We start from the raw sequence: 14590 nt of genomic DNA, 5'->3' as shown, positions 1-14590 counted from the left end.
GCGGGGGGCGTGTCGTCTACGCCCCCGCTCGCGCGCGCGGGGGGGGGGGGGGGTTTTGTGGGGGGTGGGGCGACCCCCCCCCCACCGTCGCACTACCCTCGCCCCGTGCCTCATTTCGACGTCGTCGTCCTCGGTGCCGGCCCCGGCGGGTACGTCGCCGCCATCCGCGCCGCCCAGCTCGGCAAGAGCGTGGCGGTGGTCGAGTCCCAGTACTGGGGCGGTGTGTGCCTGAACGTGGGCTGCATCCCGTCGAAGGCGCTGCTGCGCAACGCCGAGCTCGCCCACCTGGTGCGCGACGGCGCCGACACCTTCGGCATCTCCGGCGACGTCTCCTTCGACTTCGGCGCCGCCTTCGACCGCAGCCGCACGGTCGCCGAGGGCCGGGTCAAGGGCGTGCACTTCCTGATGAAGAAGAACAAGATCACCGAGATCGACGGCTGGGGCACCTTCACCGACCCCCACACCCTGCAGGTCGCCCTGAACGCCGGCGGCGAGGAGACCGTCAGCTTCGACGCGGTGATCATCGCGACCGGGGCGCACACCCGGTTCCTGCCGGGCACGGAGCTCTCCGAGCGCGTGGTCACCTACGAGGAGCAGATCCTCAGCCGCGAGCTGCCGGCGAGCATCATCATCGCCGGCGCGGGCGCGATCGGGGTCGAGTTCGCCTTCGTGCTCCGCAACTACGGTGTGCGGGTCACGATCGTCGAGTACGCCGACCGGATGCTGCCGCTCGAGGACGCCGCCGTCTCCAAGGAGCTGGCCAAGGCCTACCGCAAGCTCGGCGTGGAGGTGCTCACCTCCACCAAGGTCGAGCGGATCGACGACACGGGCGATCAGGTGACGGTCACCGTCTCCGATGCCAAGGGCACCCGCGAACTCCACGCGGACAAGGTCATGCAGGCGATCGGGTTCCAGCCCCGCGTCGACGGCTACGGCCTGGAGAAGCTGGGCGTCGAGCTGACCGAGCGCGTCCGCGCGATCGCGATCGACGAGCGCATGCGCACGAACGTGCCGCACGTCTACGCCATCGGCGACGTCACCGCCAAGCTGATGCTCGCCCACGTCGCCGAGGCCCAGGGTGTCGTCGCCGCCGAGACGATCGCCGGCACGGAGACCATGGAGCTCGACTACGTGATGATGCCGCGGGCCACGTTCTGCTCGCCGCAGGTCGCCAGCTTCGGCTACACCGAGGCGCAGGCCCGCGAGCTGGCCGACGAGAAGGGCTGGAAGGTCAAGGTCGCCCAGTTCCCCTTCACCGCCAACGGCAAGGCGCAGGGGCTGGCCGAGCCCGGCGGCTTCGTCAAGCTGATCGCCGACGAGACCTACGGCGAGCTGCTCGGCGGGCACCTGGTCGGCCCGGAGGTCACCGAGCTGCTCCCCGAGCTGACGCTCGCGCAGAAGTGGGACCTCACCGCCACCGAGCTCGCCCGCAACGTGCACGCCCACCCCACGCTCAGCGAGGGGCTGCAGGAAGCGATCCACGGCCTCGCCGGCCACATGATCAACCTCTGAGACCCCCCGCGCGGCCCGGAGATGCGTCCCCGGGGCGACAGGGCAGGATGGGCGGGTGGCCAGGCCCAGCATCGTCCCCATCGCACTGACCCTCGACGACCGCACGGGGTACACCCTGTGGGCTCCGCCGTGGGAGGAGGACGGCGAGGAGTGGCAGGCGTTCCTCGGCACGACCGAGGGCGACGTCGCGACCGTGCACCTCTTCCCGACGCCGGCGAAGCTCGCCGCCTTCTGCCGCACGCGCACCGACCACGACCTCGCCGACCACCCGGTGTGGCCGGTCGTCGCCGGGCTGGCGGCCCCCGACCTGACCCCGGACGAGGACCACCGGTACGACCTCGACGGGGTCTACGACATCGCCGCCGAGAACCCCGACCGGTGGGCGGTGGAGGAGCTGGCCGCCACCGTGGACATCGTGAGCCGGCTGGCCGAGTGCCTGGACACCACCGACGAGGACGACGACGAGGAGCAGTTCGAGGCCGTCGCCGAGCTCGCCGCCAAGCCCGAGATCGGCTCCCTCGGCCTGGGCGTGGAGGCGTTCGCCGGGCGCTCCGGAGAGGACGCCTGGATCGGTGTCGGGAGCGTCTTCGACGAGTTGTGGGAGGACGTCGTCGAGGAGCTCTCCGACCACTTCGACTGGACCGGCGGCGGCACCGCCACGCTCGAGGAGTACCCGTCGGCCTCCGAGGCCGGCGACGACGTGCCCGGCGACGAGGAGGACCTGCCCGACCAGGTGGAGATCGCCGACGCCGAGCCGGCCGGCGCAACGGCCGCGTCGGTGGCCGGTCGGCCGGGCGTCAGCACGATCGCGCGCGGCAGCCGGGTGACCGCCTCCCCCGCCGCGGTCGCCGCCGCCGCCGAGTTCTGGGAGGCCGTCGGCATCCTGCCGGTCGAGGTGGTCGTCCCCGAGGGCGCCGGGGTGACCCTGCGCTGCTACGTCGAGGACGTCGCCCGGTTCCTCGGCCGCGACGGCGAGGTCTTCCTCTTCGACACCCCGGCCGACCTCGCGCGGTTCTGCGCCGGCAACGAGCGGCACGACCTGGTCGAGATCGCCTCCTGGCCCGAGGTCGCCGACACCGACACACCACCCCTGCCGGCCGAGCAGGACCGCTACGACCTCACCGAGCTCTCCGAGGTGCTGGGCGAGGTCGCCGACGGCGCCGCCGGGCTGGTCACCCACCGGGCGCTCGTCCAGCCCGCGGAGGGCGTGCGCGACCTGGGCGAGTACGCCGGGCTGACCCGCGTGGAGGAGCTGCTCGCCCCCACCGCACCGCTCGGCCGGGCGCTGGCGCGTGCGGACCGGCAGCCCGACGAGCCCCTGGACGCCGTCGAGGCCGCCCGGTTGCGCACCGACTGGGACGAGGCCGTGGCCGCGGTGAGCGGAGCCCTGGTCTTCCGCGAGTGAAGAAGACCCGGTCCAGAGGCTCGCGGCGAGCCCCTGGATGGGGCCGTACGACGGCGGCCCGCCCCGGATGTCCGGGACGGGCCGCCGTCTGCGTGCTGGGGTGGGGTCAGCTGCCCGGGCGCGGGGGTCGGGCCGAGCGCTCGCCGCCGAAGCGGCGGTCACTACCGCCGGGCCGGCCGGACCGCTCGCCGCCGGAGCGGTTGCGGTCCCCGTAGGAGCGGCGGGGGCCACCGCGGTGACCGCCACCGGGCCGGTCGCCCTCGCGGCGCGGACGGCCGCCGGGGCCACCGGCGCGACGGGAGTCGCGGACCGGGCGCTCGACCGGCTCGACGTGCACGCCGCTGGCGACGAGCTCGGCGATCTCCTGGTCACCCGGGGTCACCCGGCGCAGGACCGGGTCGACCTTGGCCTGGCGGAACCGGCGCTTGGACTGGCCGACCTGGTCGGGCAGCAGCAGCGACACGACGACACCGGCCGCACCCGCGCGGGCCGTGCGGCCCGACCGGTGCAGGTAGGTCTTCGAGTCCGCCGGCGGGTCGTAGTGCACGACCAGCGAGACGTCGTCGACGTGGATGCCGCGGGCGGCGACGTCGGTGGCCACCAGCACGGGCGAGCGGGCGTCGGTGAACGCCTCCAGCGCGCGCTTGCGAGCCGCCTGCGGCAGGCCGCCGTGGATGGCGGCCGCCTTGACCCCGGTCTCGAGCAGGTGCTCGGTCAGGCGATCGGCACCCAGCTGCGTGCGGACGAAGATGAGCGTCCGCCCGGGGCGCTGGGCCAGCTCCTTGGTCAGCGCGACCTTGTCGCGGAACGCCAGGGTGTAGGCGCGGTGCTCGGCCGGCGGGGCGTCGTCCCCGGGGCGCTTGACCTCGTGCCGCGCCGGGTCCTTGAGGTACCGGCGCACCAGGGCGTCGACCTCGCCGTCCAGCGTCGCCGAGAACAGCAGGCGCTGGGCGTCGGCGGCGGTCTGGTCGAGGAGCTCCTTGACGACCGGGAGGAAGCCCAGGTCGGCCATGAAGTCGGCCTCGTCGAGGACGGTGATGACCACCTCGGCGAGGCTGGCCTCACCCTGGCTGATCAGGTCCTGCAGCCGGCCGGGGGTGGCGATGATGACGTCCACGCCGCGGCGCAGCTGCTGGATCTGGCGGTACATGGGCGCGCCGCCGTAGACGGTGGCGAGCTGCACGCCGGTCGCCTGGCCGAGGGGGGCCAGGTTGTCGTGCACCTGCTGGGCGAGCTCGCGGGTGGGCACGAGGACCAGCCCGCGGGGGGCGCGGCGACCGTGCTTGACCTCGGCACCGATGCGGGCCAGGAGCGGCAGGCCGAAGGCCAGGGTCTTGCCCGAGCCGGTGGCTGCCTTGCCGAGCACGTCGCGGCCGGCGAGCGCGTCGGGCAGGGCCGACGTCTGGATGGCGAAGGGGTGGCGGATGTCGCGCCGCTCGAGCGCGGTCACCAGCGGCTGGGGCAGACCCAGCTGGGCGAAGGTGGGACCGGCGGGCGCCTCGGGGGCCTGGACCGGGGTGGTCTCGGCCTCGTTCGACTCGAGCGGGGCAGGGTGGATCAACGTCATGCGGGGTGGGGCTCCGATACTGCTCGGAGCGCGTCCCGTGGAAGAGGACGAGCCCCGGCACGTGCCGGCGTCCTCACTTGGCGATCAGCTGCGACCTGGCAGGACGCGGGATCTGCACGGATGCGCTCGTTCCCGGACCGACCGTCCGGGAGGATGACCGGCCTTGTGCCGGTGCCTCTACCGTAGCAGCGGAGATCATGGCGCCATTCCCGCGGACGGGGGTGACGGCGCCCACCCGACCGGAGTCAGTCGGCGTCCTCGTCCCGGTGCCCGGCCGAGACCGCCAGCACCCCCTCGAGGTCGGCGAGCCGGGCGGCGAGCGTCGTCACCGGCCCCGCGCCCTCCAGCGTCAGCCGCACCGTGGCCTGCGGGACACCGCTGCGCTGCTCGGGCTCGACGGACGTGTCGAGGTTGCGGACCGTGAAGCCCTGCTGCGTGCACTCGGCCAGCGCCCGGCGCAGCACGCCCTGCCCGTCCCGGTAGGTCAGCACCAGCGGGTAGGCGTGCGCCGCCCGGCCCGAGAGCCGGCGGGCCAGCGGGGTGAAGGCGTAGGCGATCAGCAGGTGACCGGCGGTGGCGACCGCGGCGTACGTCCACAGCCCCGCCCCCGCCGCCATGCCGACGGCGGCGGTGAGCCAGACGACGGCCGCGGTCGTCAGCCCACGGACGGCGTCGCGCCGGACGAAGATCAGGCCGCCGCCGATGAAGCCGAGCCCGGAGACCACCTGGGCGGCGATGCGGGAGTCGCCGAACTCGGCCCCGCTGATCACCATGAACAGCGCCGCGGCGAACCCGACGATGGTGAGCGTCCGCAGCCCGGCCGCCTTCTGCCGCAGCTCCCGCTCGAACCCGATGAGTGCCGAGAGGGCGAACGCCACCCCGAGGTCGGCCAGCCGGTCCAGGGACCCCCCGGTCGTCTCGGCGAGCAGGACCTCCACGGCTCAGCCCTCCAGCGCGGCGTACCCGGGGCGGACCACCTCGTCCAGCAGCCGCCGGCGCTCGTCGTCGGGCAGGAAGGCGGCGGCCAGCGCCCGCTCGGTCACCGTCTGGACGTCGTCCCACGTCCAGCCGAACGTCGTCGCCACGTCGGTGACCTCGCTGGTCAGCGAGACCCCGCTCATCAGCCGGTTGTCGGTGTTGAGCGTGACGGCGAAGCCCAGCCGGTGCAGGCGGTCCACCGGGTGCTCGGCCAGGGAGGGGTAGGCGCCGGTCTGCACGTTGGACGACGGCGCGACCTCCAGGGTGACCTGCGCGTCGCGCACCCGCTGCGCGACCGGGCCCAGGGTGCCGTCAGCGGCGACCTCGTCGGCGATCCGCACGCCGTGGCCGAGCCGCTCGGCGCCGGCGCCGTCGAGCGCGGCCACGATGCTGCCGATGCCGGCGGCCTCCCCGGCGTGCACCGTCCGGTGCGCCCCGGCGCGGTCCAGCAGGGCGATCGCGGCGGGGATCCGGTCGGGCGGGAACCCGTCCTCGGGGCCGGCGAGGTCGAAGCCGACGACGCCGGCGTCGCGGTAGCGGACGACGAGACCGGCGACCTCCTCCCAGCGGTCCTCCTGCCGCATGGCGCACAGCAGGGTGCCGATGCGGATGGGGGTGCCCGCTGCAGCGGCGTCCCGGCTGCCCCGCGCATAACCGTCCAGCATGGCCTCGACCGCGGCCTCCAGGGGCATCCCGCCGGTGAGCAGCTCGGGGGCCATGCGGACCTCGGCGTACGCGACGCCGTCGGCGGCGAGGTCCAGCGCGCACTCCCGCGCCACCCGCGCCACGGCGTCCGGGGTCTGCATCACCGCGACGGTGTGCGCGAACGTCTCCAGGTACCGCACGAGGGAGCCGGAGTCGGCCGCCTCGCGGAACCAGCGCCCGAGCGCCTCGGCGTCCGACACCGGGAGCTCCCGGTAGCCCAGCTGGTCGGCCAGCTCCAGCACCGTCTGCGGTCGCAGCCCGCCGTCCAGGTGGTCGTGCAGCAGGACCTTGGGGGCGCGACGGACGTACTCGGCATTCAGCGGTGCAGGCACACGGGAAAGCTACCGACCCACCGATCGGTGTCATGACGAGGTCCGGAGGACCGCAGTGTCGCAGTCACCGGTCCTGCCAGCGGAAGGTGCGGACGCACAGCAGCAGGCCCAGCACGCACCAGACGGCGAGCACGACCGCCACCGTGCCGAGCTCCCAGGAGCCGGCCGGCTCGCGGGCGGCGAGGGAGTCGGGCAGGAAGACCGAGCGCAGGCCCTGCGCCAGCCACTTCACCGGGAAGACGGCGGCGACGTCCTGCAGCCAGCCCGGCACCTGGTCGAAGGGCATGAAGACGCCGGAGATGAACTCCAGCACCAGCGCGATCGGCGTGACCGTCGCCGAGGCGGACCGGGAGTTCCGGGCGAGGGAGGAGACCGCGATACCCAGCAGCGTGCAGGCCGCCGCCCCCAGCACGGTGACCCAGGCGAAGGTGAGCCAGTCGGCCCCGGTGGGCAGGTCGATGCCGAACACCAGGACGCCGACCACCAGCAGCAGCACGATGGTCGCGATCGTCACCGCGACGACCTGGGCGACCTTGCCGACGAAGTAGGCGGTCTTCGGCATCGGGCTGCCGGCCAGCGCCTTGAGGGTGCCGTCGGAGCGCTCGCCCGCGATGTGGATCGCCATGTTCTGCAGGCTCGCGCCGACGATGCCCGCGGCGATCACCCCCGCCATGAAGTACTGCGGGAAGTCCACGCCCGAGCCGAGGTCGTACTCCAGCACCGCGCCCAGCCCCAGCAGGAGGATGACCGGGAACACGAGCGTGAAGACGACCGACTCGCGCTGGCGGAAGAACTCCTTGAGCTCCACCCCGGCCCGGGTGCGGGAGACCCGGGCGACCGAGGGCAGCGGGGCCGGCGCCGGGGCGGGGGTGGTCACGAGCGGTCCCCGATCATCTTGAGGTAGACGTCCTCCAGGGTGGGCCGGCTGACCGCGAGGTCGGGCACCTCACCCGGGAAGCGGGCAGCCAGGTCGGCCACGAAGGCGGTGGGCGTGGCGGTCTCGGCCGTGCGCCGGGCGCCGTCCTCGGTCCAGCTGACGACGGCGGGCGCAGTGCCTCGGCCGCCGAGCGCGGTGGGGACGGCGACCTCGGCGAGCTGGCCGTGGGCGATGACGCCGACGCGGTCGGCGAGCTCCTCGGCCTCGTCGAGGTAGTGGGTGGTGAGCAGCATCGTGGTGCCCAGCTCGCGCAGCGACCGGATCAGCGACCAGAACTGGCGGCGGGCCTCCGGGTCGAAGCCCGTGGTGGGCTCGTCGAGGAAGAGCAGCCGCGGCCGGCCGACGATGCCCAGCGCCACGTCGAGCCGGCGCCGCTGCCCGCCGGAGAGGGTCCGCCCGCGGGCGCCCGCCTTCTCCGTGAGCCCCACCAGCTCCAGCACCTCGTCGGGATCCCGCGGGTCGGCGTAGTAGGACGCCTGGGCGGTGAGCAGCTCGCGCACCGAGAGCTGGCTGTCCCCGGCGCCGGACTGCAGGACGATGCCGAGCTCGGCCTTCCAGCGGCGCCCGCCCCGCGCCGGGTCGACGCCGAGCACGCGCACCTCCCCGCCGTCGCGGTCCCGGTACCCCTCGCAGATCTCGACCGTCGTCGTCTTCCCGGCCCCGTTCGGCCCCAGCAGCGCGAAGATCTCCCCGCGGCGGATGTCGAGGTCCAGGCCGTCGACGGCCGCGCGGTCGCCGTAGCGCTTGACCAGGCCGCGGATGGATATCGCCGCGTCCGGGTCCACCGGCTCCCTCACGGGTCCCGCCGCGAGCCCGGGAGTGGTGGGGAGGAGGGAGTCCTTCTGCACGAGGGAACAGTCTCCCCCCTCGGCCCGGACCGCCCGCGCCCCTCCCCCCGTGATCATGGCGCCGGGACCACGGATCCGGGTCCGGAAGTGGTCACGGCGCCATGATCACGACGGGGGTCAGGCGGTGATGCGGTCGAGCACCAGCGGCAGCGGCTGGTCGCCCGTGTCCACGCCGATGGCACCCTCGAGCGCCTCGAGCGCCCGCGGGATGCGGTCGGCGTCGTCGGTCTGGAGCTCCAGGAGCGGCTGGCCCGCGGTCACCCGATCCCCCACGCCCGCCGTCCAGGTGATGCCGGCGGCGGCCGAGACCGGGTCCTCCTTGCGGGCCCGCCCCGCGCCCAGCCGCCAGGCGGCGACGCCGAGGGAGTAGGCGTCCAGCCGGGTCAGCGTGCCGTCGGCGGGGGCGGTCACGACGTGCCGCTCGGCAGGCTGCGGCAGCGGGGCGTCGGGGTCGCCGCCCTGTGCCGCGACCATGCGGCGCCAGACGTCCATCGCCCGACCGTCCGCCAGCGCGTCGGCGGGGTCGACGTCGTCCCGTCCGGCGCCGGCCAGCATCTCCCGGGCCAGCGCGAGGGTCAGCTCGACGACGTCGGCGGGCCCCCCACCGGCGAGCACCTCCACCGACTCCGCGACCTCCACCGCGTTGCCCGCGGCGCGGCCCAGCGGCCGGTCCATGGCGGTCACCAGGGCGACCGTGCGCACCCCGGCGGCCTCCCCGAGCCCGACCATCGTGCGGGCCAGCGTGCGGGCGTCGTCGGAGTTCTTCATGAAAGCGCCCGAGCCGGTCTTGACGTCCAGGACCAGCGCGTCCGCACCCTCGGCGATCTTCTTGCTCATGATCGAGCTGGCGATGAGCGGGATCGACTCGACGGTGCCCGTGACGTCGCGCAGCGCGTACAGCAGCTTGTCGGCCGGGGCGAGGTCGTGGCCGGCCGCGCAGATCACCGCCCCGACGTCGCGGAGCTGGGCGAGGTAGGACTCCTCGTGCACGTCGGCCCGCCAGCCGGGGATCGCCTCCAGCTTGTCCAGCGTGCCCCCGGTGTGGCCCAACCCCCGGCCGGAGAGCTGCGGCACGGCCACCCCGCAGGCGGCGACCAGGGGCGCCAGCGGCAGCGTGATCTTGTCGCCGACCCCGCCGGTGGAGTGCTTGTCGGCCGTGGGGCGGCCCAGCGACGAGAGGTCCTTGCGCTCGCCCGAGTCGATCATCGCCTGGGTCCAGGCGGCGAGCTCGTCAGCGGTCATGCCGCGGAAGAACACCGCCATGAGCAGCGCGCTCATCTGCTCGTCGGGGACCTGTCCCGCGGTGTAGGCGCCGATCACCCAGCGGATCTGCTCCGGGGTGAGCGGGACGCCGTCCCGCTTGGCCCGGATGACGTCGATCGCGTCGTGCCCGGCCATCAGCCCTGTCCTCTCTCGGCCGCCGCCACCAGGTCGTCGGGGCCGAAGGCGTCCGGCAGCACCTCGCGCATCGGCACGATGCCGAGCGACACCGTCTCGATGAGCATCTCGGCGCCCCCGTGCTCCCACAGCAGCTGGCGGCAGCGGCCGCACGGCATGAGCGGCTGGCCGTCCCCGCCGACGCAGGCCACGGCGACCAGCCGGCCGCCCCCGGTGCGGGCGAGGTCGCTCACCATGCCGCACTCGGCGCACAGGCCGAGCCCGTAGGAGGCGTTCTCGACGTTGCACCCGGTGACGACGCGGCCGTCGTCCACCAGCCCGGCGACGCCGACCGGGAACCTCGAGTACGGCGCGTAGGCGTGGGTCATCGCCTCGCGGGCCGCGGCGCGCAGGGCGTCCCAGTCCGGCTGCATCAGTGTTCCCCTCGTCGGTAGACCAGTCCGTCGGCCTTGGGCATCCGCAGCCGTTGGGAGGCCAGCGAGAGCACCAGCAGCGTGGTCAGGTGCGGGGTGAAGAAGACGATGCCGTCGGGCAGCTCCTCGATCGAGAGGAAGCCGACCAGCGCGGCCGCCGCCACCACGGCGGCGAGCACGGCGGGGATCCAGCGACGCCGCATCGCCTGGTAGACCGCGACGCCGACCAGCAGGATCGCGACCAGCAGCAGCAGCGCGACCACCGCCGTCCGGCTGCGCAGCTGCAGGGCGTCGGAGAAGCCGAAGAGCCCGGCGCCGGCGGCCAGCCCACCCGGGCGCCAGTTGCCGAAGATCAGCGCGGCGAGGCCGATGAAGCCGCGCCCGCCGGTCTGGCCCTCGCGGTAGATGCCCGCGACGAAGACCAGGAAGACGCCGCCCAGCCCGGCCAGCGCACCGGAGATGATCACCGCGAGGTACTTCATCCGGTACACCGGCACGCCCAGCGAGTCGGCGGCGGCCGGGTTCTCGCCGCAGGAGCGCAGCCGCAGCCCGAACGCCGTCCGCCAGAGGACGACGTAGGAGATCGGGATGAGCAGGATCGCCAGCAGCGTGACCACGCCCAGCCCGCTGGTGAGCCCGCGCAGCACCCCCGCGAGGTCGCTGATCAGGAACCAGCCGGTGTTCTCGACGTCGCCCAGCAGGTCGGGTCCCGAGGAGAGCACCGGGACCGAGAAGCTCGGCGGGTCGCTGCCCACCGACGGCGACTGCGTCGGCCCGCCCCCGGTCCCCTCGACGTAGACGAGCTCGGAGAGGAAGCGCGCGACGCCGGCGGCGAGGATGTTGATCGCCACGCCGGAGATGACGTGGTCGACCCCGAAGGTCACCGTCGCGATCGCGTGCAGCAGGCCACCGATGGCACCGAGCACGGTGCCGCCGATGATGGCGCCGACCCAGCCCCACTGCCAGCCGGCCCAGCCGGCGCCCCAGGTGCCGAGGATCAGCATCCCCTCGAGGCCGATGTTGACCACGCCGGCGCGCTCGGAGTAGAGCCCGCCCAGCGCCGCCAGCCCGATCGGCACCGCCAGCAGCAGGGCTGCCCGCATCGTGGAGGACGAGGTCAGCGCCTCCTCACCCGAGATCGCGCGGGTGACGGAGAAGACGAACAGCAGGCCGAGGACCAGCCACACGATGCGGGTGCCGCGGCCGCCGCCGGTCAGCCGGTCGGTCAGCGGGCCGCGGCTGGGCCGGGTGGCGGTGCTGCCCCCGGACGGGGTCGCGGTGGTCATGCTCCCACCTCGCTGACGCTCGGTGACCCCATGCCCACTGGTGGCTCTGCCTTTCTCGAGCTCGCGAGCTCGCTCATGCGCGCGCCTCCTCGGAAGAGCCGGGAACCCCGGTGCGGACGCGGTGCCCGCCGTCCGGACCGGTGCCGGGCCCGGGACCGCCCGGGTCGGCGCTGCCACCGGGGTCCGGGGGCGCGCCGGTCGCCTCGGCGCCGGAGCGCTCGGCCGAGCGCAGGGCCAGCCGGCGGGCGATCTCGTTGGCGATGACGACGGCGAGCACGATCGTGCCCTGGATGATCGTGACGACCGACGCCGGGATGTCGGCGAACTGCAGCGGCAGGGCGGCGCGGTCGAGGAAGGCGAACAGCAGCGCGGCCAGCGCGATCCCCACGACGTTGTTCCGGCCGAGCAGCGCCACGGCGATGCCCAGGAAGCCCAGCCCGGCGGTGAACTCGGTGCCGAAGGCGCGGGTGTCGCCGAGCAGGTCGGGCAGCCCGATCAGGCCGGCGACCGCGCCCGAGAGCAGCATCGTGGTGACCACCATGCGCCGGGCGTCGACCCCGCTGGCCGTGGCCGCGGAGGCCGAGATGCCGGTGGCCCGCAGGTCGAAGCCGAAGCGGGTGCGCTGGATCAGCACCGCGATCACGATGCCCACGACGACGGCGACGAGCAGGAACCCGAACAGCTCCGTGCGGGGCTCGGCCAGGCCGAAGGCGCCGAGCACGCCGTTGAGCCCCGGGAACCAGGCCGACTCCGGCAGCGGCGTCGTCGTGATGATCGACGCGCCCTCGGGGCTCCCCCGGAACGGGCCGGTGAGCAGGAAGGACGCCAGCCCGAGCGCGATGAAGTTCAGCATGATCGAGCTGATGACCTCGCTGACGCCGCGGGTCACCTTGAGCACACCCACGATGCCGGCCCACAGCGCGCCGACCACCATGGCGACGACGATGACCAGCAGCACGTGCAGCGGGCCGGGCAGCACGACGGCCGCACCGACGGCGGCGGCGACGACGGTGGCCAGCCGGTACTGGCCCTCGACGCCGATGTTGAACAGGCCCATGCGGAAGGCGACCGACACCGCGAGCCCCGCCAGGAAGAGCGGGACGGCGCGGTTGAGGATCACCACGATCGACTGCACCTGCTGGGAGGGCGCGTCGCCGAGGTCGGTCATGACCTGGAGCGCCCGCATCGGGTTCTCGCCGATGAGCGCGATGACCAGGGCCGAGATGACCAGGGCGACGAGGACGGCGAGCGCCGGGCCCAGCAGCGCCAGGCCGGTGCTGCGCAGACGGTTCACGCCGCACCTGCCGCGGTCCGGGCGCCGGTCATGTACCCGCCGAGCTCCTCGGGGGTGACCTGGCGCGGGTCCACCGTCGCCACCAGGCGGCCGCGGAACATGACGTGCAGCGTGTCGGAGAGACCGATCAGCTCGTCGAGGTCGGCCGACACCAGCACGATCCCCATCCCTTCGCCCCGGGCGTCCTTGAGCAGCTCCCAGATGACCGACTGCGCGCCGACGTCGACCCCGCGGGTGGGGTGGGCGGCGATGAGGAGGCGGGGGGCGGCGCTCATCTCGCGGCCGACGATCAGCTTCTGCTGGTTGCCACCGGAGAGCGCCACCGCGAGCGTGTCGGGGCCGGGTGCCCGGACGTCGTACTCGCGCATGATCCGCTCGGTGTCGGCGCGCGCGCCCTTGCGGTCGATGAACGGCCCCCGCGCGGCCGGCGGCCGGGTCTGGTGGCCGAGGATGCGGTTCTCCCAGAGCGGGGCGTCCAGCAGCATCCCCTGCCGGTGCCGGTCCTCGGGGATGAAGCCGATGCCGGCCTCCCGGCGGGCGCGGGTGCTCCACCCGGTGAGGTCCTGCTCGCCCAGGTGCACGGTGCCGGCGGCCAGCGAGCGCAGGCCCATGACCGCCTCGACGAGCTCGGCCTGGCCGTTGCCCTCGACCCCGGCGATGCCCACGACCTCGCCCTCGCGGACGGTGAGGTCGACGCCGTCGACCAGCGGCCGCCCGGCGTCCGAGGCGACGGTGACGCCCGCGAGGCGCAGCACCGGCGTCTCGCGCACGGTGGAGCTGCGCAGCTCCGGCGTCGGCAGCTCGGCCCCGACCATCATCTCGGCGAGCTGCTTGGCCGTGGTCGTGCGGGGATCGGCCTCGCCGACGGTGGTGCCCCGGCGGATCACGGTGATCGCGTCGGCGACCTTCCGGACCTCGTCGAGCTTGTGCGAGATGAAGATGACGGTGAGGCCCTCGCGCTTGAGCTCCGCGAGGTTGCCGAAGAGCTCGTCGACCTCCTGGGGGACCAGGACGGCGGTGGGCTCGTCGAGGATCAGCGTCCGGGCGTTGCGGTAGAGCACCTTGGCGATCTCGACGCGCTGCCGGTCACCGACGCCGAGGTCCTCGACCAGGTCGTCGGGGCGCAGCCCCAGCCCGTAGCGCTCGGAGATCTCCTCGATCCGGCGGCCGGCGGCGGCCCGGTCCAGCCGGCCACCCTTCGTCGGCTCGCTGCCCAGGACCACGTTCTCGAGGACCGTGAAGTTGTCGGCCAGCATGAAGTGCTGGTGGACCATGCCGATGCCCGCCGCGATCGCGTCGGCCGGGCTGCGGAACTGCACGGGGCGGCCGTCGACGAGGATCGTGCCCTCGTCCGGCCGGTGCTCGCCGTACAGCGTCTTCATCAGCGTGGACTTGCCCGCGCCGTTCTCACCGACGATCGCGTGCACCTCGCCGCGGCGGACCGCCAGCTCGATGTCCTTGTTCGCGACGACGCCGGGGAAGCGCTTGGTGATGCCGCGCAGCTCGACCGCGTACGGCGACCGCGCCGCCCCGCCGTCGGGCTGCGCGGCACCGGCTCCTGGAGCCTGGGCCATGGGTGGGCCTCTCTCTCACGGTGCGCCGCGCGGGCGGCGCTGGTCTCGATCCGGCGCACCGGTGACGACGCCGGTCCGGACGTCGTCCCCCGGGCTGCCGGTGGTCGGGCGGGGAACCCGGGTGAGGGCACCTGCCGTGGGCATGATGACGCACCCCCGCGGCGACCGGGAGCGCGCCCCCCGCGCGGGTGGGGCGGCGCCCCGCTCACCACGACGGCGGGCCCGGGCAGCACGCCCGGACCCGCCGTCGGTGGTTCGCTCCGGTGGGGCGGCCCGCGGGGTGCGGGGGGGGGCGCCCGCCTGACCCGGGGGGGGGGGCCGTCCTGTACCCCCCATATATA

12 protein-coding genes are annotated in these 14590 nt (G+C 74.2%); 2 read left to right on the top strand and 10 right to left on the bottom strand.

All coding sequences use genetic code 11. The annotated features are described in order from the left end of the window. Positions 1–105 precede the first annotated feature (105 nt). Together lpdA and ACI792_RS20555 are read left to right on the top strand one after the other, a co-directional pair. On the top strand, positions 106–1512 hold the full coding sequence (gene lpdA / locus ACI792_RS20560; RefSeq protein WP_456604225.1) for a dihydrolipoyl dehydrogenase: 1407 nt from the start codon (positions 106–108) through the stop codon (positions 1510–1512). 55 nt (positions 1513–1567) lie between these two features. After that, positions 1568–2917, top strand: a complete 1350-nt coding sequence (locus ACI792_RS20555; RefSeq protein WP_456604224.1) for a hypothetical protein — start codon at positions 1568–1570, stop codon at positions 2915–2917. A 106-nt stretch (positions 2918–3023) separates the two neighbouring features. Here the strand turns inward: ACI792_RS20555 and ACI792_RS20550 are convergent, their stop codons facing one another. The 10 genes from ACI792_RS20550 to ACI792_RS20505 form a co-directional block, all read right to left on the bottom strand. Next, complete coding sequence (locus ACI792_RS20550) at positions 3024–4484, bottom strand: DEAD/DEAH box helicase (protein WP_456604223.1); 1461 nt, start codon at positions 4482–4484, stop codon at positions 3024–3026. 245 nt (positions 4485–4729) lie between these two features. Continuing rightward, positions 4730–5422 (bottom strand): MgtC/SapB family protein, encoded by a 693-nt coding sequence (locus ACI792_RS20545; RefSeq protein WP_456604222.1) that lies wholly within the window; start codon positions 5420–5422, stop codon positions 4730–4732. A 3-nt stretch (positions 5423–5425) separates the two neighbouring features. Next, entirely contained in the window at positions 5426–6499 is a 1074-nt protein-coding gene (locus tag ACI792_RS20540; protein WP_456604221.1) for an adenosine deaminase, read from the bottom strand. A gap of 64 nt (positions 6500–6563) precedes the next feature. Then, complete coding sequence (locus ACI792_RS20535; protein ID WP_456604220.1) at positions 6564–7376, bottom strand: ABC transporter permease; 813 nt, start codon at positions 7374–7376, stop codon at positions 6564–6566. Beyond that, positions 7373–8233: an ABC transporter ATP-binding protein gene (locus ACI792_RS20530; protein ID WP_456579579.1), complete on the bottom strand. Its 861-nt coding sequence runs from the start codon at positions 8231–8233 to the stop codon at positions 7373–7375. Before ACI792_RS20530 ends, ACI792_RS20535 begins: the two co-directional genes overlap by 4 nt. 168 nt (positions 8234–8401) lie before the next feature. After that, positions 8402–9682, bottom strand: coding sequence for a thymidine phosphorylase (locus ACI792_RS20525; protein WP_456604219.1), 1281 nt, complete (start codon positions 9680–9682; stop codon positions 8402–8404). After that, positions 9682–10095, bottom strand: coding sequence for a cytidine deaminase (locus tag ACI792_RS20520; protein WP_456604218.1), 414 nt, complete (start codon positions 10093–10095; stop codon positions 9682–9684). The genes ACI792_RS20525 and ACI792_RS20520 overlap by 1 nt, the downstream gene beginning before the upstream one ends. Next, the gene (locus tag ACI792_RS20515) at positions 10095–11381 is read right to left on the bottom strand and encodes an ABC transporter permease (RefSeq protein WP_456604217.1); all 1287 of its coding nucleotides are present in this window, start codon (positions 11379–11381) and stop codon (positions 10095–10097) included. The genes ACI792_RS20520 and ACI792_RS20515 overlap by 1 nt, the downstream gene beginning before the upstream one ends. A 73-nt stretch (positions 11382–11454) precedes the next feature. Next, a complete protein-coding gene (locus tag ACI792_RS20510) occupies positions 11455–12675 on the bottom strand; it encodes an ABC transporter permease (RefSeq protein ID WP_456579583.1) in 1221 nt (406 codons plus the stop codon). Beyond that, positions 12672–14249, bottom strand: a complete 1578-nt coding sequence (locus tag ACI792_RS20505) for an ABC transporter ATP-binding protein (protein WP_456604216.1) — start codon at positions 14247–14249, stop codon at positions 12672–12674. The genes ACI792_RS20510 and ACI792_RS20505 overlap by 4 nt, the downstream gene beginning before the upstream one ends. Between the last annotated feature and the right edge of the window lie 341 nt (positions 14250–14590).

Source organism: Blastococcus sp. SYSU DS0669 (assembly GCF_054050895.1).
This window is presented reverse-complemented; position numbering and strand designations above follow the sequence as displayed.

Coding starts and splice junctions, on each gene's coding strand:
- ACI792_RS20505 (WP_456604216.1), bottom strand. CDS start 14,249: ATGGCCCAGGCTCCAGGAGCCGGTGCCGCGCAGCCCGACGGCGGGGCG.
- ACI792_RS20520 (WP_456604218.1), bottom strand. CDS start 10,095: ATGCAGCCGGACTGGGACGCCCTGCGCGCCGCGGCCCGCGAGGCGATG.
- ACI792_RS20550 (WP_456604223.1), bottom strand. CDS start 4,484: ATGACGTTGATCCACCCTGCCCCGCTCGAGTCGAACGAGGCCGAGACC.
- ACI792_RS20525 (WP_456604219.1), bottom strand. CDS start 9,682: ATGGCCGGGCACGACGCGATCGACGTCATCCGGGCCAAGCGGGACGGC.
- ACI792_RS20515 (WP_456604217.1), bottom strand. CDS start 11,381: ATGACCACCGCGACCCCGTCCGGGGGCAGCACCGCCACCCGGCCCAGC.